Raw genomic sequence first — 22,472 nt, 5'->3', positions numbered from 1 at the left:
ATAAGTGATCAAAATAAACAAAGCAGACTGTTAATGCAAATTTTTTCCTGTTTTTTGCGGTTAAGCCCACGCACGGATTACAATATCAGCCTTGCTATTAATAGTTGAAATCCCTACTATCTCTATACATAAAGAAATTATAAATTTAGCCACTTATAGGCAAGATCACATTAACAAGGTAGATTGATGTTAAAACAGTGTATTTTTGGGTTGCTCCTTGCGGCCACCTCTTTTATTAGCTACGCAGAAGAAGCACCAAGCAGCGACAGCCAAAACACCGCCTACATAGTCGATAACCTGTACACCTTTATGCACTCAGGTCCAAGCAAAAACTACCGCATTTTAGGTTCAGTCGATGCAGGTACACAAATAGTGTTATTGTCGGGTGAAGATAATGGCTACTTTAAAATTCGTGATGATAAAGATCGTGAAGGTTGGGTAGAGTCAAAATTTGTTACTGAAAACGCAGGTATTCAACAACAGTTTCAAGCGCTGAATAACGACATGACGGTAATGCAAGAACAGCTTCGTCAAGCTGAAATTGAATTACCACAACTACAAGAGCAGAACAAATCACTAACAGAGCAAAACCTAGCGCTTAGCAAGCAAATTGAAGCACTTAAAAGTACCATTGAGTCTGAGCGTAACGCTAAGCAAACAGCCAGTGCCAAAGAGAAACGTCAGTTATTAACTTATGGCGGCGCAATTGCGTTCATCGGCTTACTACTTGGTATTATCCTAACCGTGGTGTTATCTCGTCGTAAACGTTACGACGGCTGGGCATAAACCTCCTCCTCATTTTGACAAAAATAAACCCTGCATTTTGCAGGGTTTATTTTTTAAACTTATCCACTTTTTACTCAAGAGCATTTTTGTCTAAGAGTATTAAACACTTCTTGCTTTAACACTAAAAACCCCTCTTTGTAACCTAAGATAAGCAATAACAATATCAAGCCTCCAGGCAATAGCACTGCAATAAGCAGAGGGCCTAAGATAAAGCTATAAAAGCAAATACCAGGTACGAATAATACATAACCAATTAAGCGTTTTAATTTATTCATAGTGCAACCATCCATCTAATTGAGCGCGCTCATTTTAATATTGAGCGCGCTCAATTTACAACACCTTTGATTGAGTTTTTTTTAATTTCTGGTTAAATAGCATAAAAATTGGAGTGTTCAGTGACCAAAAAAGAGCAAACAAAACAACAGATACTTACAGCCTCATGGCAGCTTTTTTCAGAGCTCGGCTACCACCAGACCAGCACACGAGATATTGCAAGAGCAGCTAATGTCGCCAATGGCACAGTATTTAGTCACTTTGCGACTAAAGTTGAGATTCTTAAATACAGTTTTGAGAGTGAACTAGAAGACATTCTAAGCCGCGCTAAACACTCAGATTCGAGTACTACAGCGACAGATAGAATGTACCATTACGCTTGTTTTCTTTATGAGTTTTACCTTGCAAAAAAGGAGTTTAGCCGAGAGTTATTTAAAGAAATTATGTGGCAACAGAACGAGCTTGAACCGCAGCTTAAAGCATTCAAAAAGCGCCTGATCAATGACAATGAAGCAACCGCTTTAGATGCAGATATCATTATTGATATTTACTTTATGACGCTCATGGAAGGGCTTAATCAGGAAGACAGTTCTGTCGATTCGATGCTGGCAACACTCAAAGCAAAACTATCAAAAATTAACATCAATTAGGTTAGTTGTATAAACTGTAGCGCCGTTCGTTCAGTGCTACAGAAAGATAGGAAACCACTCGGTTTCCTTACGTTAAATATCGAATCTAAGGCCTGTGTCCTGTTTTATTTTTTCGATCACCATATAGGTGTGATGCGTACCCACCCCGGGAATATCTACTAAATCACCCAGTACTTGGCGATACTCATCCATATCTGAGACCCGTACTTTTAATAGGTAGTCATAGCCACCAGCGACCATGTCGCATTCAACCACTTGTGGAATATTCAATATATATTCGCGAAACACTTTAAATACTGATGTATTCGAGGTCACCAACGAGACCTGTACATGTGCTAACAAGCTCTGGTTAAGTTTAGCTTCGCTAAGCTTTGCGTAATAGCCTTCGATGTAGCCTTCTTGCTCTAAACGTTTTACACGATCTAGACACGGGCTTGGGCTCAGATTTACCTGTTTTGCGAGGTTTACGTTCGATATTCTGCCATTTTTTTGCAGAGCGTCTAAAATTGCTAAATCGATGCGATCTAACATGCGTAATCTATTCGGACTGGTCATAACAGAATTTTATGCGGCTAAGTTAACGGTATGCCCTGTAAATTATCGTAAATCGAAAAATTTAACCAGCATATTCTGCTGGATTTTAATTAGAATGCACGAATTATATCAATGGTAAGAAATGCAATAAGTTCATTTCTAGACTCCACATACCAGAGGGTTACATATGCTATTTAATGGCGATTTGACAACTGAATGTCCAATTAGACAAAAGATCCGTGATTTCTACCGTATTGACGAAAATGCGGTTATTGATCATATTTTGCCTTTGGCTGAAGTAGGCGTGAAAGCGCGTAGCCGAGCGTGGGAACGTGCTCGTCAAATGGTTTTAAATATCCGTCGCGATCAGGATGGTCAAAGCGGTGTAGATGCATTACTAAATGAATTCTCACTTTCGAGTGAAGAAGGCGTTGTATTAATGTGTCTTGCAGAAGCACTATTACGTGTTCCAGATAAAGCAACGCAAGAGTCACTAATTCGTGACAAACTTGCTAAAGGTGACTGGAGCTCGCATTTAGGTAGCAGCGATTCTTTATTTGTAAACGCCTCTTCTTGGGGTCTGTTAGTAACCGGTAAAATGGTTAACTACAGCGACAAATCAAAAGAGCAGCAATTCGGTGTTCTTAAAAAAACAATTGGTCGTTTAGGTGAACCTGTTATTCGTAAATCTGTGAACTTCGCGATGAAGATCATGGGTAAGCAATTCGTTATGGGTCGTACTATCAACGAAGCGATTGAACGTGCAGCCGATAAAGAGCAAAAAGGCTACGTATACTCATACGATATGCTAGGTGAAGGCGCACGCACAATGAAAGATGCGGAGCGTTACTTCAACAGCTACATGACAGCTATCCACGCAATTGGTAAAGCGGCAAATGGCCGTGGTCCAATCAAGAGCCCTGGTATCTCAGTTAAAATTTCTGCGATTCACCCACGCTATGAATTCACACATCGTGAACGTGTTATTGCTGAAATCGTACCTAAGTTAAAAGAACTTGCGCTTGCAGCGAAAAGCTACGATATCGGCTTTACTGTTGATGCTGAAGAAGCTGACCGCTTAGATATCTCTTTAGATGTTATTGAAGCGGTATTCAGTGATGACGATTTAGGTAACTGGAACGGCTTTGGTTTAGCAGTTCAAGCATACCAAAAACGCGCTATTTTTGTGGTTGAATGGGTTGCAGAGCTAGCTCGTCGCGTTGGTCGTAAACTAATGGTTCGTCTTGTAAAAGGCGCATACTGGGATACAGAAATCAAAACCACTCAACAAGATGGTTTAGATCACTACCCGGTATTCACGCGTAAAGCGACCACAGACGTTTCTTACAAAGCCTGTGCTATCAAACTACTTGAAGCACGTGATGTACTGTACCCGCAATTTGCTACACACAACGCCTACACTGCGGCAACTATTTTAGAAGTTGCAAAAGGTGACAACGAAGGTTTTGAATTCCAACGCCTACACGGTATGGGTGAGTCGTTATTCGACCAAATCGTAAGCCAAGAAAAAATTCAATGTCGTGTTTACGCGCCTGTAGGTCAACATGAAGACTTACTTGCCTACTTAGTACGTCGCTTATTAGAAAACGGTGCAAACTCATCATTCGTAAATGCGATTGTTGATACCACTAAGCCTGTTGAATCACTGTTACCTGACCCTGTAGAAACACTGCAAGGTTTACGTAACAAGTACAACACGCAAATTAAGATGCCAATTGATTTATACGGTGAAGAACGTGCTAATTCAAAAGGCATGGACTTAACTGATATCAATGTAATCACACCATTTAAAGAAAACCTTGATACCTGGTTTGCTGAGCACCGCATTGAATTAAGCGATGTGCCAGAAGGCTCTCTTCCGGTGAAGAACCCTGCGAATCACAAAGAAATCATTGGTCATGTGAAGCTACAATCTTCAGACGAAATGACTGCACTTTTAGAAAATGCAGAAAAAGCATTTGAGTCATGGTCACAAACGCCAGTAAAAGAGCGCGCAAACCTATTACGCCGTGTTGCTGATATCTTAGAGCGTCACCACGATGAGTTAGTGGCACTGTGTATCAAAGAAGCAGGTAAAGTAACTCAAGATGGTATCGATGAAGTTCGTGAAGCAGTGGATTTCTGCCGCTACTACGCTGCACGCGCTGAGGAACTTTCTGAAGATGAGCGTTTTGAAGCACGTGGTGTGATCTTATGTATCAGCCCATGGAACTTCCCACTTGCAATCTTCCTAGGTCAAGTTGCTGCGGCAATCGTGACAGGTAACACAGTTATTGCTAAACCTGCTGAGCAAACAAGCTTAATTGCACTTCGTACCATTGAACTTATGCTATCTGTTGGCTTACCAGAGCACGTTGTACAACCTGTTATTGCTCGTGGTAGCGAAGTAGGTAAAACAATCGTTCCTGATGAGCGTATTCAAGCTGTTATGTTCACAGGTTCTACAGAAACCGGTACTGTTATTTCGCAAACATTGGCTGCGCGTAATGATATTCAAGTACCGCTTATTGCTGAAACGGGTGGTCAAAACTGTATGATCGTTGACTCAACTGCTCTACCAGAGCAAGTTGTTGATGATGTAATCAGTTCAGGTTTCCAAAGTGCTGGTCAACGCTGTTCTGCACTACGTGTATTATTCTTACAAGAAGACGTTGCTGATGGCATCATTGAGATGATCAAAGGCGCTTTAAAAGAACTTCACGTTGGCGACCCTTCATTACTTTCAACTGATATCGGCCCGGTTATCGACGAAAAAGCACTTAAAAACTTAAGTGACCACGTTGAATACTTAAAAGGTAATGCAACACTTCACTATGAGTGTGCTATTCCTGATAACAGTGAAAATGGTGCTTACTTCTTTGCGCCTCGTTTATACGAAATCAAAGATTTATCTGTACTTAAGCGCGAAGTATTTGGTCCTTGTGTACATATCATCCGCTTTAAAGGCACAGAGCTTGATAACGTGATTGACCAAATCAATGGCACGGGCTTTGGCTTAACGATGGGTGTGCATTCACGTATCGAAGAGCGCTGTGAGTACCTAGCGAAAATGTCACGTGCGGGTAACGTTTACATCAACCGTAATATGATCGGTGCGATTGTTGGCGTACAACCTTTCGGTGGCCGTGGTTTATCTGGTACTGGTCCTAAAGCGGGTGGCCCTAACTACCTACAACGTCTAGTGAAAGAAAAAGCATCACCAGATAACGTACAAATGACTAACCTAACACCTGATGAGTTAGATACTCACCACTATTCAGGTGCAGCTGAGCAAGTTGCTAAGCTAATGGATAACTCATTACGCGATGAGAAGATCTGGCGTGCGACACCACTAAATGACCGAGTTTCTGCTGTACGTCAATTACTTGCAAAAGTAGCGACTGTAGAAATTATTGACGAGCTTGCCGATGACTTAGCATTAACGCTAGCTGATGCACGTGCGCAACTTAACCGTCTTGAAAAACACATGCGTAAGCACACTGTGTTGCCTGGGCCAACGGGTGAGTCAAACACACTTCACTTAGAGCCTCGTGGTTGTGTGGTTTGTTATGCAGATAAGAGTACGTCATTTAACTTCTGGGCAATTTCGGTTATCACAGCACTTGCTGCTGGTAACACGGTAATCACGGTTGCTTCTGAGTTATTCTTTGACGAAGCGGTTGCATTCAGAGACAAGTTTATCTCTACAGGTATCGCTGAAGGTGTATTCCAAGTTGCTAAACCTAATCAGTTACAAGCTATCTTAGCGCACCCTCACCTTGCAGGTGCGGTTGTTGCAGCTCGTTCATCACGTTTAGGCTACTTTAGCCAGCAGCTAGCACAACGTAAAGGTGCAATCCTGCCAGTGATCAGCTCTGAGTACTACGACACGCTAATCAAGCGCTTACTGACTGAGAAAACAATCAGCGTTGATACAACCGCATCAGGTGGTAACACATCACTAATGACCTTGGTTGAAGACGACGAGTAAGTTGTATTGCAATAACTAAATGAGAAAGCCCTCGCTAGTCGAGGGCTTTTTGTTTACAGCCATAAAAACCCCTCCTTTTTACTATTATTATTTACTGATACACGAACTTTCTGCTAATTTTATATTATTGTAGTCGTTTAGAAGTAAAGGTCTTGAAAACACTTCCTATCAATCAACTTAAGCCGGGCATGTTTGTACAGAGCGTGACAAAACAAACAGGCAAGATCCGTATAAAAAACCAAGGTTGGGTTAAAACACAGGGAAGTATAGACAAGCTGATCAAAGCTGGCATATTAGAAATTGCGATCGATCCAGACAAAACACTGACCTTAGACAGTGACAATAAAGTGGTTGAGCAGCAACACAATCCGCAACCAGTAGGAGACGCTGCCGCTTTCGATCCTTGGCACACCACTCACAGTGTGTCGGCAGAAATGACTAAAGCCAATAACTTATATAACGAAGCAAGATCATTACAAAGTAAAGCCTTTGACGATATTCGTAATGGCAACAAAATTGATATTGCCCCTTTTCAAGAGCTCGCGACTGGATTTATTGACTCGGTTTTTCGTAACCAAGATGCGCTTGCTTGTATCACCCGTATGCGTGACAAAGATACTTATCTACTTGAACATTCAATCAATGTTTCGATTTTAATTAGTATCTTTGCTAAACACTTAGGTATCGAAAAAACCATTATTGAGGAGCTTGCGACCGGTGCTTTACTGCACGATATTGGAAAAATAAATATTCCCGATGAAATACTCAATAAACCCGGCAAATTAACCGATGCCGAATACCAAACTATTCAAGACCATGCTCGTTTTAGTAAAGAAATTTTAGAACAAGCAGGCTTGAGCGGAATTGCTGTTGATATAGCAGGCTTCCATCACGAACGCTTAGACGGCAGTGGCTACCCATTTGGTAAAAGTGCTGAAGAGATTAGCTTGTACGTACGTATGGCTTCGATTGTTGATGTTTATGATGCATTAACCGCAGAGCGGGTCTATAAAGCTGGTATGGAGCCAATTAAGGCATTTAAAATATTAAAAGACGGCTGTCCAGATAGCTTTGACGGAGACCTAGTCACTAAGTTTATTCAGTGCATCGGTGTTCACCCAGTCGGCACCTTAGTGAAACTTGAAAGCCAAAAATTAGGTGTGGTCACTCACAGTAACCCTACTAGCCCTTTAAAACCTCAAGTTAAAGTGTTCTATAACGCTAAACATGCACGCTATACCGAAATACAGGATATAAACTTAGCAAATAGTCGCTGTCACGACAGTTTAGAAGCCGCCGTCAGGCCGACTGAGTTCAACATCGACCTGATCCGCTTTTTTAAGAACTCAATTTTACCTTAATCCCTTAAGCTCAGGACTGGCTATTCAGGCCAGTCTTGTAATGCTTTTAAGGTAAACTCATAGCCATCGTAACTTAATAAGCTCTGCTCTGGGGTAATTTCAACCACAGATAGAACACCAATGTTATCGCCTTCATATAACTCTCGACCATTTAACTTGATCCAGCGCTTCGATGTTTCTGAAGCATAAATATGCGCTTGGTATTTAATGGTAGGAATAAGGCTTTGTAATGCGTCAGGCAAGAGCTCAATAGGCTCTGCATAAGACGTGTTTTTAGTGCTACGGGTAATATCAACACTATGTTTGTTATCAACATCTTCAACCGCTTTAGCAAAGGCATCTTTCAATGTATCTGGCACATCTCTTAATTCATCATTTGTTGATGGTTGAGAAGCCGGTTGACTTGGCTGACCATCAAGCGGCTTGCCTAGCACCTTATATTTACTTAAATCAATGCCATTACTGCTCATTTGCTGCGGATTGATTTGCTGCATTGGCTGCGAAAACTGTGGCTGTGATTGATACACGGGCTGATTTTGATACATAGCTTGCTGCTGGTACTGAGGCTGAACTTGATAACCTTGATTAGCATACACTGGGGCTGAATTGACAGGTACTTGCACCCACTGATATTGCTGACCTTGCACTGGAGTCTGCTGCATCATTTGTTGCGGTACAGATTGTTGCACTTGCCCTTGTGGCATGGCAGCTGATTGCCCTGAGTTATTGGTCACTTGCGGGGTTTGGCTTTGTGCTACTTGCTGTTGCATCGTTGGTTGTTGTGTTTCAGGGTTTGCCTCAACTTCAGTCGCAACGCTTTCTGCGGCTTCATTACTGTTATTAACAACCTTTGGCTGCTCAGCAACTTTAGTTTGCTGTAACCATTTACCAATCGAAAAACCTGCCATAAGGGTTAATATCGCCGCCAGTAATAGGCCAAATGAAAAGGCCAAACGGCGATAGCGCGTTAATTCTTGCTGTTGTTTGAGCGCAAGAGCGGCTTGGTCATGATCTACAGCAGTTTGTGCATGCTGATCAGACTGTTTAATTGCATCTAATAATAAGGACATAAATGAACACTCGTTATATTAGGTAGGATAAACCAATACCCATTCCTAATACGGCTAAAAATGAAACTGGGTAAAGCCAAACATAACTCGGCTCTTTATTTGTTACTGTTGCAACAGGGGTACTGGTTGGAGGAAGAGCCTCAGCAGCAGAGAGCATTACAAGCTCACTGTCAATACTTAGCTTTTGCTGTGAAAATGCACCAACGAGGCACCGCTCACACAACAAATTGATTAATCTCGGCACCCCTTGAGTAACCTGATAAATCGCTTTTAACGCATCCCCTGAGAACAAGGCTTGCTCTGTCCCCGCTTTAAATAAACGATGCTTAACATAGGCAAACACCTGCCCTTCAGTAAGTGGCAATAAGTGATAACGAGCCGTAATGCGCTGGGCAAGCTGCCTTAATTCAGTGCGTTTTAATAACTCTTGAAGCTCAGGTTGCCCTACTAACACAATTTGCAGTAGCTTTTTATGATCTGTTTCGATATTGGTTAACAGGCGCAATTGCTCTAGCACATCAGGGGCGAGTAATTGAGCTTCATCAATAATTAAAATGGTATGACCGCCCGCTTGATTATTTGCCTCAAGGTGCTTTTTAATCACATCAGTAAGCGTCTTCAGAGTCGCATTCGCGCTGTCATACTCAATCTTTAATTCGTCACAAATACTGGCAAGCAGCTCAAGCTGTGACAAAGCTGGGTTATGAATTTGTGCCACTTGCGTGTTTTCAGGTAACTGCTCTTGCAGGCTTCTTGTTAGTGTTGTTTTACCTGTACCCACTTCGCCTGTTAATAATACGAAGCCTCCCGCTTCACCTAATCCATAGGTAAGGTGCGCTAATGCCTCTTTGTGGCGCTCACTAAGAAATAAATACTCAGGATTTGGGGCAATCGAAAAGGGTTTTTCTGACAAGCCAAAATAGCTTAAATACACCGTGTTATTCCTTGCGTTTAAAATCACGGTCTATAATGGCAAAAAACATCGCTACTTAAAACCTTGTTTACATTTTATTGGTTAAATAACGTAAAATAGCGAAAAGGTAAAATTATAGGTGTTTTATGCAGGTTTATTTAGTCGGTGGCGCAGTCAGAGACGCCCTACTTGGTCGTGACGTTAAAGAACGCGACTATGTGGTAGTTGGTGCCACGCCAGAACAACTGATCAGCCAAGGTTATCAACAAGTTGGTAAAGATTTTCCGGTATTTTTACACCCACAAAGTAAAGAAGAATATGCGCTGGCGCGCACCGAGCGAAAACAAGGTCAAGGTTACACTGGCTTCATTTGTGATTTCGCGCCGGATGTCACATTAGAGCAAGACTTAGTTCGTCGAGATCTCACCGTAAACGCCATAGCACAAGCCCAAGATGGCAGCTTAGTTGACCCATTTTCTGGCCAGCAGGATCTTGAAAATCGTGTCTTACGCCATGTCTCAGATGCCTTTAGTGAAGACCCTCTACGAATATTGCGAGTAGCCCGCTTTGCTGCTCGTTATCATTACCTAGGTTTTACTATTGCGCCAGAAACCCAGTCACTATTGACCGAGATGGTTAAAGCCGGTGAACTGAACACGCTAACTGCTGAACGCGTTTGGTTAGAATGCGAAAAATCCCTCAGTGATGGCGCATTTAGCGAGTTTCTAAATGTACTTGCCAGCATCCATGGCCTGTATGTAATTAGCCCTGAGCTTGAAAGTAAATGGTGTGATGAGCTTTACCGTACCTTACAAGCTCGATTTGCCTATGCGAATGAACAACAAATTAGTGACACTGCGTTATTATTCAGCCAAGTTACCTTAGCGCTTTCAAGCAATGAGATAAAAGCGATAGCTAGCAACATACGCTTACCTAATGAAGTGCGCGATTTAGCGCTGTTTAGCCAAACTCATCAAACAAGTTTAAGTGCAGAAAAGCCGACTAGCGAGACCGTTTTTGCTTGCTTTAATCAACTTGATTTATGGCGTCGCCCTGAACGTTTTGAGCAAGTACTCAAAACATTAGAAGTTAGTCACCAACAGCCTGTAGTTTGTTATGACTCTCTCAAAAACGCAGCCACGCAAGCACGAGCAGTCAGCCCGCAACAGTTTATTGCACAAGGTATTAAAGGCGCAGAAATAAAAACCGCGCTTGAGCAAGCGCGGTTAGAGATTATTAAAGGCTACTTTTCGTAGCGCACTAAACGCAAATAAACATCGGACGTTTTTGCGTGAAGACTGTTGATGCCTTTATCAAATTGATACACCCAAGCTAGATCAGTACGACTGATACCTGAAGTGCTACTCCAATAGTTTTGCAGCTTAGTCGATAAAAATGCGTTTTCGTTAATGCTAGGCTGCACACAACTGTGCTCTAAAATACTGGCTAACTCTTTAACATTTGGCACATGCCAATCGCTGTAATCAGCAAAGGTTGCATTTTCAGCCCCGCGTAAAGCTTCGCCCCAAGTAAGCTGCTGACTATTACCTTCACACGTATCCGTTTCAGTGTTGTAGCTTTGACCAAACGTACAACGTTGCCACATTAGACCTGTTTCGCTGTCGCTCACTGTGCCATCTTCGTTAATAATAAAGCGGCTATCAGGAGTCGTTTCATTGACAGCGCTATAACATACTTGCGCAGCGGCATAACCCGATTGCAGAGCAATAACAGTAAGTGCTGTAATTAATGGTAACTTTCGCATATTACTCTCCTGGCGTTCTAACTAAGCGCACAAAGGCGGTGTTACTTTTCGGATACGCTAAATCATTAGCACTACTCATATCGATAATATAAGCTTGCGATAAACTTGTACCGTCTGCCGCGGTTTGCGAAGTCCAATAAGGCATAAATGAACTGCTACCAGTGCTTAACTGAGTATCACTTGGTTGATTTGGGAAGAAGTCACTGTTAAGTAACGTAGACTCACCTTGCTTGGCATAATCTAATAACCCTAATAATTCCGTGTAAGTTGGCACACGCCAGTTTGTACCACCGCAAAAGTCGCTGCTGTTCACATCATTAATGTAAGTTTGTAGGCCACAGTCACTGGTGCTTGGACAGGTAGAGCCCGCAGCCCCTTGTACACTACCCGTTTGCACACCGCTTGAACCATTTAAATACCAAGTATAATGATTTGATGCTGCACGCTCGGAGGTTGCCGGTGGCAATGTTGAACTTGCTTCTTTTACTTCCCAAATAAGCCCAGTTACATTATCGCGTACGCAACTAAAGCTAGTCGCATCATCTGGAAGTTCGTCAGCAAACTCATTCATCTTAGTAAAATCAAATGCCAAATCACCTAGGCCGACTTTATCGAGCTGATTTGCGACGCTGTCACGACCTATATCTGCGTCTTGGCTTGGGAAGTCTTCGCTGTCACAGTTAATTTTTTGCGAATTGTTGTAGCAATCACTCATCCCGGTATCGTTAATTAACCCCAGTGGTTTTGGGCTAATATCAATAATCACTGTATCTGTGTCGCTACGCGATTTACTGTCTGTCACGGTAACTTCAAAACTAAGCTCTGAATCGGTATCAACATCAGGGGCTACAAACGTCGTGATACATTGGTTCTGGTTTGCCAAGGTCACAGTTTCGCCTGTTAATTGCTGCCAAAAACATGATTTTGTTGCCGTCACAATTTCACTATTGCTGGCATCAAGGGTTACGGTATCAAACTCGATAACCTGCTGATCAACACCTGCATCAGCAATAATTACCTCAACCGTTTTGTTTAAGGTGAACGACGCCTCTGTACTTGCTGATCCACCTTCATCATCCGTTACAGTTAAACGCCATGTCATCGCTGTATTTGATTCAAGTAGTGGGTGAGTAAAGCTAATGGTTTGGTTGTTGTAGCTGTCAGCCGTTAAATCAGGGCCATCAAGTTGAGTCCATAAATAACTGTCAACTGTACCGTTTTCATCTATATCAGCAGATTCTTCGCCACTTAATGTGATCACATCATTATATTTTGACGGTAACTCTTCTGGCGCAGTTTGGGTGATCACTGCAACTGGCAGTTGATTATTCGAGGTAATAAAAATACTGACCTGATCGGAAACAAGTTGCCCATCGTCGGTTTGGTAATTTACTTTTAAAACAAGTTCTGAGTTAAGTTTAATATCAGGAGCTGTAATGGTTTGTTCAGCACCTTCGGCAGGAAAACCTTCTACTGCGGGGCCACTGACTCGCTCCCAGGTAAAGGTACCATCAGCAGGAGAGCCTTTAGCTGAGACAGTAAATTCACTTTTTTCAATAATTTGTTGATCTGAGCCAGCATTAACTGTCGCTGCGATTGTATTCGAATCACTCGAACCGCCACCACCACAAGCTGTTAATGTTGTTAATGCTATTAGGCTAAGAGGCACTAATCTCATGAATACCACCTTAAAATACAAAGCCGGCAATAACCGGCTGCCAAATAAACTAACAACTAGCAATTAAAATGCCAAACTTGGGGTTATAAATAACTTTCTTGGTGGATACGTACGAAGAGCTTGGTGCCTATTTTACTGTAATCTACTTTGTATTCTCTGCCATCTAGGGCTTGGATAAACAACAAACGTTTTTCTTCTGCAAATACATCTGGGCTTGATACATACACCATTTCTAAATAACGCTCTTTAGCCTCGCGACGATTTTTTGGCAGGTCTTCTTTAAACGGCTCTAAACCATTTTGAGTTACTTTAATGCGCGGATGGTTCTCACCATTCACAACCACTAAATCGAGTTTCTTATCTTTATGTATAATTGTGTTTCGACCGCTTTTAATAAAAGAACGTTCTTGACTCATAGTCTTTTCCTACTACATAACTGCCGCCTATAGCTTACTTTTCTGTAAGCGAGTCTCTAAAAACTCTTTAGGGTTCAGTTTCCAACGATTCAAATCAGCACTGAATTGCCAAATATCAACATCAAGAACATTGGCAGGTAATAGTAAATCGTATCCTGTCAACTGCCTTAAATGTTGCGTACGATTGGCAAACATGGCAATCAATCCTTTATAAATCTGACCACTAGGGGCCGTGTAGTCCGTCTCTTCTATTAACCATTCTGATGGGCAATCACCATTTTTGCAATACTTTTGAATGACTTGCATAAATAAATGACGTTGCTCGATAAGTAATCGTCCGGCAATTCTTGGGTGAATCTGTGTTAAAAATTCATCTATGTTATTGAGTTTAATACCAACTGCATTTAACTCAAGGTATTCTAAGCCCTGTTCCACTTTTGGTATACCACTATGATGAAAATTAGCACGATTTAACTGCCAATTCCCAATCTTATGATGATAAATAAGCAAATTCTGAGTAAAAGTTAAGCTAAAGTATGGTTCTTGAGTTTTTAAAAAGCCAATAAAAATTGCCGCTATGCAGGTTGTGGCTAAAAAAATCTCAACAATGCTAATTTCACCGGGTCTCAATAAGTTAACCAGCATAATAATGATTAACCCAATTCCGCCAACAATTAAAAACTCACTGCCATGGCGAGATGATTGAGCACGCACTTTTAGTGCAGGAAGATTTTTATCCATAAACAGAGAAGTAAAAAATAAACATCACAATTGTGACCAATATTATTTTTCTGAGCGTTAAACAATAATTACACTTTGGTGCTTTACTCATTCTAAACCTTTCTTAATTTGTCACAATAAAGGAACAAATTAGCATAACTTTTCACTTTTACGCTAAATGCACAAATTTATGAGATACCTGACATACGTGGCACGTACTAATTTTGTACACTACACTCAACTAAATTTCTGGTAACACGACGATGTACTCTACACAATCTGGTAAGGCACTATTCCCTTTTATTATTACCCTTTTTCTAGGGTTATGCATTTACTTATACCTTCCTTCGAGCCAAGGTGAGCAGAGCAACTTCTCAGGCGCTGCAACTCAAGTAACAGCTCACACTGTCACATCTGAAGAAAATGCTGTGCTCATAGAAGCAATAGGTAGTGCTCGTGCTAACCAAGCGATCTATATTCGCAGTGCGCAAAACGATTATGTTACCGATATATTTTTCAATGATGGCGACTTAGTCAGTAAAGGTCAAAAACTGGTTCAGTTACAGTCTCAAGAAGAAGAATTAGCAGTTAAAGAGCTAAGCATTAATTTACGCGAAGAGCGCCGTCAACTTGATCGTCTCACTGAACTATCACGCTCACAATCAACGGCTAAATCTTTACTAGAAGAGCAGCTTTCACGTGTTGATGCAACCGAGGCGCAGCTTGAGAGCGCCAAAACCAAGCTGGCAGAAATGACAATTAAAGCACCGTTTTCTGGCTTACTTGGCAAGCGCGAGATTTCAATTGGTACTTATGTTAGCAATACTACAAACATCACCACCCTTGATGATATCAGTATCATTAAAGTCGACTTTAAAGTGCCAGAAAAATACCTAGCGCAGTTACAACTGGGTATGAAAGTGATGACGCAAAATGATGCTTACCCAGAAAAAACCTTCAACGGTAAAGTGACCCACATTAGCTCGCGTATCGATTCAGTCACTCGTAGCGTTGAAGTGACAGCAAGCTTTATCAATGAAAAAGGCCTATTACGCCCAGGCATGCTGTTAAATACAGCATTAGAGTTAAGCTCAAACCAAGCGCTAATGGTACCAGAGAAAGCCGTCATTCCTCAGCAAGACAAACACTACGTGTTCCAAATTGAAGATGGCGTTGCTAACAAAGTCGAAGTACATGTAGCGGGTCGTCACAATGGCTGGGTAGCTATTGATAAAGGCCTTGAAAATGGTCAGCAAGTCGTGACTGAAGGCATCATTAAGATCCGTACTGGCAGCAAAGTAAGTATCAAGGGCTAAACCATGAAAATTACTGATACTAGCGTTAAACGCCCGGTCTTTGCGATCGTAATAAACCTGTTGTTACTTACCTTTGGTTTGGTGGCATTTTCTATGCTACCACTGCGCGAATACCCAGATATTGAAACACCGATTGTTAGTGTGAGCACTGATTACACCGGCGCCAGCGCAGAGATCATTGAAACTAAAATCACCCAAGTACTCGAAAACCGCATTTCGGGTATCGAAGGCATTAAAAGTATTAACTCGTCGAGCCGAAATGGCCGCTCAAACATCACCATTGAGTTTAATATCAGCCGCGATATCGATGCCGCATCAAACGATGTACGCGAACGTGTAGCTCGTGCCCTTGATAGCTTACCAGAGCAAGTTCGCCCGCCAGAGGTCTCTAAGTCAAACAGTGATGAAAGCCCTATTGCCTGGTTCGTACTAAACAGTACTACCATGGATTCATTACAGTTATCTGATTACGCACAGCGCTTTATTGTTGACCGATTAGCCGTTGTTGATGGTGTCTCTAACGTACGCGTGGGTGGCGAGCGTAAATACGCCATGAAAATCTGGTTAAACCGTAAAGCGATGGCAGCACGCGGTATTACCAGTAGCGATATTGAAAACACCTTACGCACTGAAAACGTTGAACTACCTGCCGGTGAAATCGAATCTATCGACCGTGATTTTACAGTACGTACCGCGCGTAGTTATAAAGATCAGCGAGATTTTAGAAACTTAGTGATCAAACGTGGTGATGATGGCTATTTAGTACGTTTAGGTGAAGTGGCCGATGTTCACCTAGAAGCTGCTGACGACGAAAGCTTATTCCGTGGTAATGGCCGTAATATGATTGGTTTGGGTATCGTCAAGCAAGCCAAAGCCAATACCCTAACCGTGGTTGATAATGCCCGCGCTGAGCTTGAAAAAATTAAGCGAAACCTGCCAGAAGGCACCACCATTCAAGACAGCTATGACTCATCAATTTTCATCAAAGAATCGATTGATGAAGTATATAGAACCCTTGGGATTTCAATGGCGCTGGTTGTATTAGTTATTTACCTATTCTTAGGCAATATTCGCGCAACCCTAGTGCCTGCTGTAACCGTACCAGTGGCGTTAGTAGGCAGCTTTATGTTCTTGCTCGCTATGGGTTACTCAATCAACTTGTTAACTCTTCTGGCACTCGTGCTTGCTATCGGTTTGGTAGTGGATGATGCGATTGTAATGCTTGAGAATATTCACCGCCGTATAGAGCTGGGTGAACCACCACTGCTTGCTGCATTTCGTGGTGCCCGTGAAGTTGGCTTTGCGATTATTGCCACCACCCTCGTACTGATTGCGGTGTTCGTGCCGCTAGTGTTTATGGATGGCCGTATTGGTGCCCTATTCACAGAATTTGCGATGGCAGTAAGCGCCGCAGTGTTCTTCTCTAGTATTACGGCATTAACACTTTCTCCAGCGCTTTGCTCTAAAGTATTGAAAGCTTCAGAAAAAGAAAGCAAGTTTAGCCAGTGGATGGATAGAACCTTTAACAAAATCGAAAACGCCTATCGTAACTCTCTGGCTTCAAATATGGGCCGTAAGTGGAGCTTGCTACTGACTATGATTTTGGCTGGTGTTGCCAGCTTTATGCTATTTCAAAAAGTGCCATCAGAGCTTACGCCAAAAGAAGACCGCGGTACTTTCTTTATCATGATGAGTGGTCCTGAGGGCGCAAGTTATGAAAATAACGCTGCAAACATGGCAAAAATTGAAGAACGTTTAATGCCTTACTCTGAATCTGGTGAATTAAGCCGAGTGCTTGTTCGTGTACCTGGCTGGGGTGGCCAAGGTGGTGTTGCTATCATTGGTATGGCCGACTGGGATAAGCGTAAGCGCTCAACATGGGAAGTAATGGACGAAATCAGCGGCAAAATGACTGAAGTGACCGATGTGCGTGCATTTGCAATTATGCGCCGTGGTATTGGTGGCGGTGGTTCATCTCGCCCGATTGAATTTGTACTGCAAGGTAACGATTACGACCAACTAGCCGATTGGCGAGACCGTATCATTGAGCGTGCTGAGAAAAATCCTGGCTTGGTAAGAATCGATCACGATTACAAAGAAACATTCCCGCAGTTTTTAATCAATATTGATAAAAACAAAGCCGCTGATTTAGGGGTTTCTGTATCAGATGTAGGCCGCACACTCGAAACCATGTTAGGCCAACGCCGCGTAACGACCTTTATCGACCGTGGTGAAGAATACGATGTGATTTTAAAAGGCACCAAAGAAGACTTTGCTAATCCGACTGATATCTCAAATATCTATTTAAAATCACGCAGTGGCGAATTAGTACCGCTTGATAGCTTAATTAGCTTAAAAGAAGAAGCCACAGCATCGCGTTTAAACCGTTATAACCGTATGCGCGCAATTACGTTAAGTGCGAACTTAGCAGATGGTTATACCCTAGAAGAAGCGCTTAACTTCTTAAATCAAGTTGCAGCAGAAGAAAACGACATCGACGGTGCAATTGACTACAAGGGTGAATCGCAGCTGTTCTATGAAGGCGCATCGGCAATGACCTATGTATTCATACTGGCATTGACAGTCACCTTCTTAGTACTTGCAGCCCAGTTTGAAAGCTTTATTCACCCATTTGTGATCATGCTTACTGTGCCACTTGGTTTAGTGGGAGCATTATTTGGTTTGTGGTTCACCGGACTTACTCTAAATATTTACAGCCAAATTGGTATTGTAATGCTGATAGGTTTAAGTGCGAAAAACGGTATCTTGATTGTTGAGTTCGCCAACCAACTGCGCGATAAAGGCGTTGAGTTTAACGAAGCGATTAGCCAAGCTGCTACGCAGCGTTTACGCCCAATTATTATGACCTCATTGACCACAGTAATGAGCTCGGTACCGCTGGTTCTTGCAAGTGGCCCAGGTGCAGAAAGCCGCATGGTAATTGGTGTGGTGGTGTTTACTGGTGTTATTGTTGCAACCTTACTTACCTTATTCGTGGTACCTGCAGCATACAGTGCACTTGCTCGAAATACTCAGTCGCCTGAGTACTTACAAAGCAAGTTAGAACAGCAAGCAAAAGACAAGCCGTTAGAAGAAATTTAAAACGCACTTTATTGATACAAAACGCCGTCTTTACGGCGTTTTGTTTTTTCGGCTATAGTCAGCAAAACGATAAGGGAGTTTAATATGGATAACAACATACAAATAGCCACTTTTGGCGGCGGCTGCTTTTGGTGTATTGATGCCGCATTTAGACGTGTGAAAGGCGTGCTTAATGTCAGCTCTGGCTATGCAGGCGGTGAGATTGAAAACCCTAGTTATCAGCAAATTTGTACTGGCTTAACGGGTCACGCTGAGGTGGTTCAGCTCGATTTTGACAGTAGTATCGTGAGCTATAACACCCTGCTTGAAATGTTCTTCACTTTACACGATGCCACACAATTAAACCGCCAAGGTAATGATGTCGGCACTCAGTATCGCAGTGTTATTTATTATCATAATGAACAGCAAAAAGCAGAATCTCAAGCCATGATTGATGCTTTACAAAAGCAAATTCGTGAGCCGATTGTCACCGAGCTGAGTCCGCTTACAAACTTTTACCCTGCAGAGCAGTACCATCAAGACTATTACAATGAAAACCCAAATCAAGGTTATTGCAGTATTCTTATTGCCCCAAAGCTTGCAAAGTTCGAACAGTATTACGCAGCTAAACTTAAATGAAAAAAGCCCGCTAAGTAGGTAGCGAGCTTTTAAACGCAGAACTAATAATTTTCCTTATTATTAGAACTGATAACGGGCACCTACAAACAAGCGACGCTCGGCCGTGTTGTAATAATAAAATTCGTCGTTGATGTAATCACCATCTAGGTCTGTACCATAGGCATCAACGGCGTTGTACTCTTTATCGAATAGGTTTTCTACACGAAGTGACACTGTTAAGTTGTCAGTCGCTTGGTAGTGACCAACTAAATTCCATAACGTATACGATGGTAAGTGCGTTAACTTGCCATCACGATCACCACGGTATTGCATATCGATACCAGCATCAAAATCACCCCATGCTTTGTTTAATGACCAATTCACACTGTGATTTGACACATAGGTTAGTGACTGACCTGTCTCAGTATCTTCCGCAGAAAGGTAGGTAAAGTTAAAGCTGTGATCAAAGCCAAACACTTGGTTTTTAAAGCTAAACTCAACACCTTCGTGGCGAGCTTCGTTTATATTAGTTGGGATCCACTGCCCTGATGCATTTGGTGCCCAAGCGATTTTGTTGTCGATTTCGCTGCGGAAAATCGCAATATCAAGGCTGATATCATTCACATTGAGTGATAAGCCAAGCTCTTGGTTATCTGATGTTTCAGGGTTTAACTCTGGGTTACCTGAGCCCGGGTAATATAGGTCATTAAATGTTGGAGATTTAAAACCTGTGCTTTGACTTACGCGGAATGTCGCGATGTCATTTAAGTGATAGCCAACAGCTGCAGTGTAAGTTGTTTCATCACCAAACTGCTGATCATCATCTTGGCGAACGGTTAGGTTTGCCAGCACGTGTTCGTCGTCATAATAAGCGCCAACAAACGCAGCGAATACTTCACGGCTGTCTTTTAAATAAGTACCTGAGTTAGTGTTCACTTCATCTTTATACCAATTCAGACCGCCACTAAGAGTCAGTGCTTGATTGAAAAAGTATTGACCATTGTAATCAATTTGCTCACGCTCAGTTTCAAACTTATCAACCACCGTTGCACCCGTGTAATCAATGCGCGAGTCATCTGAACTGTCACTTGATATGGCAATATCAATGGCATGGCTGTGTTTTTCGAAAGCTTTTTTCCAACCTAGTGAAGCTTGGTAATTTTCGAACTCGCCTTTTTCTACGGTGCTGTCTGCAGGGCTATAAGCGCTATCGTATTTTGCTTCGCCTTCTGAGTATTGTGCTTGCGCTAAAAACTCACCTAACTGCTCATTTTGATAACCAAGATTAAAGCCAAGGTTTTTGTTCTCGTAGCCGTCTTCATCTGGCGCTAAGCCTTGCAGAACATCAAAACCATCTGTTTTTTCATAACCGGCATTAACGGCAACATCAACACCTGCAAACTGACCACCTGTCGCTACTTGGTACTCTTGGTAAGAGTCTGAGCCAAAAGTAACATCTAAGGTCGTGTTTTGTGCTTTACGGGTAATGATATTAATCACACCAGCTAGCGCATCAGAACCATATACAGCTGCACGTGAGCCTTTAATTACTTCAACACGCTCAATACTGTTTAAAGGAATATTGCTAATACTTTTATAGCCAAGTGTTGCAGAGCCTGTGCGTACACCATCAATTAAAATAAGTGTATGACGAGAACTTGCACCACGTAATGACACACCAGAGCTTTGCCCAAAACCACCATTGGCATTAATTTGAAAGCCTGCTTGAGTGGCTAGTAAGCTTGGTAAGTCACGAACATAGCTTGCTTCAATATCAGCGCGGTCAATGACAGTAACACTGGCTAATACATCATTAATTGATTGTTCGAATTTATTGGCAGAAACTGTGATGTGCTCGATTGATTGCTCGTCAGCAGATACAGAAAAAGACAACGCAGCAGCAACCGCTACGCCTAACGCAGATTTATTTAGCATGATATCCCCTAGCCTGTGCCCACCGCACACGCGAATAGTAAGTTACTTCAAGGCCGGTCTCCGGACTCTGTACATGCATGGCATCTACATTACCGTTGCGGGGGCAGTGTTGGCATTGTTTTCTCCCTGAAAACGCACCAACTTCCCGATTATCTTGCGACTATTTCACCCTTTGAAATAAAACGTATCTGAAGATACAGCAAGCACCTCGAAAATAGGCCGTTATTGTGATGATTTTGGGGAGGAAAGTCAATGGACGGCTATACTTCTAAACCAAAGTTATAAGTCTAAAGCTTCAAGCTGCAAGTTAAGTGCCAAGGTGTAAGCCTAAAGTAAAAAAGCCAATCAGCATGGCTGATTGGCTTTTATAAAACAATGATTACCAGAAATACTCATGGGGTTTCGAGTTTCCTAACGGAAAAACAATTCCTTCTGGGTCAGCACCATTCAGCACAAGCTTACAAAGAGCTTTATTTAAACGTCTTCTTGGTTTGGTCATCGTCATTTTCACCCACCAACTTGGTGTTTGTTGGTAAAAATAAGTACTGTGTGGGCCTGTGTATTTTCTGTTTATTTTACCGTGTTTATTACGATCTATTGCTTTGTTTTTTACTGACATAAATATCCTCTAGCTGAAAATAGCTAGAAGATATCTTTTTCTCTGTAACCTAATATTTGTCTCAAAATACGCTCCTTGTAAAGTTCAAAAACTTGTAGGCTTATAGCTTAAAACTTACAGCCTAAAGCTAAAAACATAGAGTATTAATCGCGGAAGTTTTTGAACTGGAATGGTTGACCTAAATCAGCAGTACGAACAACTTGCATTGCTTCTTGTAAATCATCACGCTTTTTACCAGTTACACGTAATTCTTCACCTTGAATAGCAGCTTGTACTTTAATTTTTGAATCTTTGATTAACTTAACGATTTTCTTCGCTACGTCTTTTTCGATACCTTGCTTCAGAGCAACGTCACGCATTACGTATTTACCGCTACGCGATTCATCTTTAAGCTCAAGGCTAGATACATCTAAGCCACGCTTTGAAATTTTCGCAGCAAGAATGTCAAAAAGTTGCATTACTTGTTGCGGTGCTTCTGCTTTTAACTTGATTACTTTATCACTTAGTTCGATTGATGCATCAACACCACGAAAATCAAAGCGTGTCTCTAGTTCACGCTTTGCATTATCTACTGCATTCTGCGCTTCGTTCATTTCTACTTCAGAAACAATATCAAATGAAGGCATAGGGTTCTCCTAACATAGTCTTTTTTAAATTCATTTATGGTTGGCAATTATAACGCTTATTTGTCGATTCTTTCTATTTTTATCCGGCTTGTTCAGGTGCGATGCAAAAATTGTTTGATA

Annotated in this window: 19 protein-coding genes and 1 riboswitch; of the genes, 8 read left to right on the top strand and 11 right to left on the bottom strand. The window is 42.0% G+C overall.

Features of this window, described 5'->3' with window-relative positions:
• Positions 1–186: 186 nt before the first annotated feature.
• Positions 187–786 (top strand): TIGR04211 family SH3 domain-containing protein, encoded by a 600-nt coding sequence (locus L1272_RS01735; protein WP_054551122.1) that lies wholly within the window; start codon positions 187–189, stop codon positions 784–786.
• A 74-nt stretch (positions 787–860) separates the two neighbouring features.
• Here L1272_RS01735 and L1272_RS01730 read toward each other — a convergent pair whose 3' ends face one another.
• Positions 861–1,061 (bottom strand): hypothetical protein, encoded by a 201-nt coding sequence (locus L1272_RS01730; protein ID WP_054551121.1) that lies wholly within the window; start codon positions 1,059–1,061, stop codon positions 861–863.
• A 120-nt stretch (positions 1,062–1,181) separates the two neighbouring features.
• On the opposite strand from L1272_RS01730, the gene L1272_RS01725 reads away from it, so the two are divergent.
• Positions 1,182–1,709 carry a TetR/AcrR family transcriptional regulator gene (locus L1272_RS01725; RefSeq protein WP_054551120.1) on the top strand — a complete coding sequence of 176 codons (528 nt, stop codon included), beginning with the start codon at positions 1,182–1,184 and terminating at the stop codon, positions 1,707–1,709.
• 72 nt (positions 1,710–1,781) lie between these two features.
• Here L1272_RS01725 and L1272_RS01720 read toward each other — a convergent pair whose 3' ends face one another.
• Complete coding sequence (locus L1272_RS01720) at positions 1,782–2,264, bottom strand: winged helix-turn-helix transcriptional regulator (RefSeq protein ID WP_054551119.1); 483 nt, start codon at positions 2,262–2,264, stop codon at positions 1,782–1,784.
• 166 nt (positions 2,265–2,430) lie between these two features.
• Here L1272_RS01720 and putA point away from each other — a divergent pair, with 166 nt between their 5' ends.
• On the top strand, positions 2,431–6,234 hold the full coding sequence (putA, locus tag L1272_RS01715) for a bifunctional proline dehydrogenase/L-glutamate gamma-semialdehyde dehydrogenase PutA (protein WP_138599685.1): 3,804 nt from the start codon (positions 2,431–2,433) through the stop codon (positions 6,232–6,234).
• A gap of 152 nt (positions 6,235–6,386) precedes the next feature.
• Entirely contained in the window at positions 6,387–7,595 is a 1,209-nt protein-coding gene (locus tag L1272_RS01710; protein WP_054551117.1) for an HD-GYP domain-containing protein, read from the top strand.
• A 20-nt stretch (positions 7,596–7,615) separates the two neighbouring features.
• Here the strand turns inward: L1272_RS01710 and L1272_RS01705 are convergent, their stop codons facing one another.
• Positions 7,616–8,665 carry a general secretion pathway protein GspB gene (locus L1272_RS01705; protein WP_194441803.1) on the bottom strand — a complete coding sequence of 350 codons (1,050 nt, stop codon included), beginning with the start codon at positions 8,663–8,665 and terminating at the stop codon, positions 7,616–7,618.
• 13 nt (positions 8,666–8,678) lie between these two features.
• Positions 8,679–9,599 (bottom strand): ExeA family protein, encoded by a 921-nt coding sequence (locus L1272_RS01700; RefSeq protein ID WP_138599682.1) that lies wholly within the window; start codon positions 9,597–9,599, stop codon positions 8,679–8,681.
• A 125-nt stretch (positions 9,600–9,724) separates the two neighbouring features.
• On the opposite strand from L1272_RS01700, the gene L1272_RS01695 reads away from it, so the two are divergent.
• Complete coding sequence (locus tag L1272_RS01695; protein WP_054551114.1) at positions 9,725–10,834, top strand: tRNA nucleotidyltransferase; 1,110 nt, start codon at positions 9,725–9,727, stop codon at positions 10,832–10,834.
• On the opposite strand, the gene L1272_RS01690 is transcribed toward L1272_RS01695, so the two are convergent.
• The 4 genes from L1272_RS01690 to L1272_RS01675 form a co-directional block, all read right to left on the bottom strand.
• Entirely contained in the window at positions 10,822–11,343 is a 522-nt protein-coding gene (locus tag L1272_RS01690) for an Lcl C-terminal domain-containing protein (protein WP_194441804.1), read from the bottom strand. The genes L1272_RS01695 and L1272_RS01690 overlap by 13 nt on opposite strands.
• 1 nt (position 11,344) lies before the next feature.
• Entirely contained in the window at positions 11,345–13,021 is a 1,677-nt protein-coding gene (locus L1272_RS01685) for an Lcl C-terminal domain-containing protein (RefSeq protein ID WP_194441805.1), read from the bottom strand.
• 83 nt (positions 13,022–13,104) lie between these two features.
• The gene (locus L1272_RS01680; RefSeq protein ID WP_054551111.1) at positions 13,105–13,437 is read right to left on the bottom strand and encodes a hypothetical protein; all 333 of its coding nucleotides are present in this window, start codon (positions 13,435–13,437) and stop codon (positions 13,105–13,107) included.
• Between the two features lie 27 nt (positions 13,438–13,464).
• Positions 13,465–14,178 (bottom strand): DUF2982 domain-containing protein, encoded by a 714-nt coding sequence (locus L1272_RS01675; protein ID WP_138599679.1) that lies wholly within the window; start codon positions 14,176–14,178, stop codon positions 13,465–13,467.
• Between the two features lie 242 nt (positions 14,179–14,420).
• Here L1272_RS01675 and L1272_RS01670 point away from each other — a divergent pair, with 242 nt between their 5' ends.
• The 3 genes from L1272_RS01670 to msrA all read left to right on the top strand — a co-directional run bounded on the left by L1272_RS01670 (position 14,421) and on the right by msrA (position 19,193).
• Entirely contained in the window at positions 14,421–15,473 is a 1,053-nt protein-coding gene (locus tag L1272_RS01670; RefSeq protein ID WP_138619266.1) for an efflux RND transporter periplasmic adaptor subunit, read from the top strand.
• 3 nt (positions 15,474–15,476) lie between these two features.
• The gene (locus L1272_RS01665; RefSeq protein ID WP_235372613.1) at positions 15,477–18,575 is read left to right on the top strand and encodes an efflux RND transporter permease subunit; all 3,099 of its coding nucleotides are present in this window, start codon (positions 15,477–15,479) and stop codon (positions 18,573–18,575) included.
• 84 nt (positions 18,576–18,659) lie between these two features.
• Positions 18,660–19,193, top strand: coding sequence for a peptide-methionine (S)-S-oxide reductase MsrA (msrA, locus tag L1272_RS01660; protein WP_054551107.1), 534 nt, complete (start codon positions 18,660–18,662; stop codon positions 19,191–19,193).
• A gap of 60 nt (positions 19,194–19,253) precedes the next feature.
• Here the strand turns inward: msrA and L1272_RS01655 are convergent, their stop codons facing one another.
• The 3 genes from L1272_RS01655 to L1272_RS01645 all read right to left on the bottom strand — a co-directional run bounded on the left by L1272_RS01655 (position 19,254) and on the right by L1272_RS01645 (position 22,352).
• Entirely contained in the window at positions 19,254–21,107 is a 1,854-nt protein-coding gene (locus tag L1272_RS01655; RefSeq protein ID WP_138599676.1) for a TonB-dependent receptor domain-containing protein, read from the bottom strand.
• 34 nt (positions 21,108–21,141) lie between these two features.
• A riboswitch (cobalamin riboswitch) is annotated at positions 21,142–21,297 on the bottom strand.
• Positions 21,298–21,486: 189 nt separating this feature from the next.
• A complete protein-coding gene (locus tag L1272_RS01650) occupies positions 21,487–21,726 on the bottom strand; it encodes a hypothetical protein (RefSeq protein WP_054551105.1) in 240 nt (79 codons plus the stop codon).
• A 143-nt stretch (positions 21,727–21,869) separates the two neighbouring features.
• Complete coding sequence (locus L1272_RS01645; RefSeq protein WP_054551104.1) at positions 21,870–22,352, bottom strand: YajQ family cyclic di-GMP-binding protein; 483 nt, start codon at positions 22,350–22,352, stop codon at positions 21,870–21,872.
• Between the last annotated feature and the right edge of the window lie 120 nt (positions 22,353–22,472).

It is taken from the genome of Pseudoalteromonas sp. PAST1 (assembly GCF_021532515.1).
Lineage (GTDB): Bacteria > Pseudomonadota > Gammaproteobacteria > Enterobacterales > Alteromonadaceae > Pseudoalteromonas > Pseudoalteromonas simplex.
Note: the sequence above shows the minus strand (reverse complement) of the source record. Positions and strands in the feature narration are given on the sequence as shown.

Coding starts and splice junctions, on each gene's coding strand:
- L1272_RS01645 (WP_054551104.1), bottom strand. CDS start 22,352: ATGCCTTCATTTGATATTGTTTCTGAAGTAGAAATGAACGAAGCGCAG.
- L1272_RS01665 (WP_235372613.1), top strand. CDS start 15,477: ATGAAAATTACTGATACTAGCGTTAAACGCCCGGTCTTTGCGATCGTA.
- L1272_RS01705 (WP_194441803.1), bottom strand. CDS start 8,665: ATGTCCTTATTATTAGATGCAATTAAACAGTCTGATCAGCATGCACAA.
- L1272_RS01680 (WP_054551111.1), bottom strand. CDS start 13,437: ATGAGTCAAGAACGTTCTTTTATTAAAAGCGGTCGAAACACAATTATA.
- L1272_RS01735 (WP_054551122.1), top strand. CDS start 187: ATGTTAAAACAGTGTATTTTTGGGTTGCTCCTTGCGGCCACCTCTTTT.
- L1272_RS01695 (WP_054551114.1), top strand. CDS start 9,725: ATGCAGGTTTATTTAGTCGGTGGCGCAGTCAGAGACGCCCTACTTGGT.
- L1272_RS01690 (WP_194441804.1), bottom strand. CDS start 11,343: ATGCGAAAGTTACCATTAATTACAGCACTTACTGTTATTGCTCTGCAA.
- L1272_RS01650 (WP_054551105.1), bottom strand. CDS start 21,726: ATGTCAGTAAAAAACAAAGCAATAGATCGTAATAAACACGGTAAAATA.
- L1272_RS01675 (WP_138599679.1), bottom strand. CDS start 14,178: ATGGATAAAAATCTTCCTGCACTAAAAGTGCGTGCTCAATCATCTCGC.
- L1272_RS01730 (WP_054551121.1), bottom strand. CDS start 1,061: ATGAATAAATTAAAACGCTTAATTGGTTATGTATTATTCGTACCTGGT.
- L1272_RS01720 (WP_054551119.1), bottom strand. CDS start 2,264: ATGACCAGTCCGAATAGATTACGCATGTTAGATCGCATCGATTTAGCA.
- putA (WP_138599685.1), top strand. CDS start 2,431: ATGCTATTTAATGGCGATTTGACAACTGAATGTCCAATTAGACAAAAG.
- L1272_RS01685 (WP_194441805.1), bottom strand. CDS start 13,021: ATGAGATTAGTGCCTCTTAGCCTAATAGCATTAACAACATTAACAGCT.
- L1272_RS01670 (WP_138619266.1), top strand. CDS start 14,421: ATGTACTCTACACAATCTGGTAAGGCACTATTCCCTTTTATTATTACC.
- msrA (WP_054551107.1), top strand. CDS start 18,660: ATGGATAACAACATACAAATAGCCACTTTTGGCGGCGGCTGCTTTTGG.
- L1272_RS01655 (WP_138599676.1), bottom strand. CDS start 21,107: ATGCTAAATAAATCTGCGTTAGGCGTAGCGGTTGCTGCTGCGTTGTCT.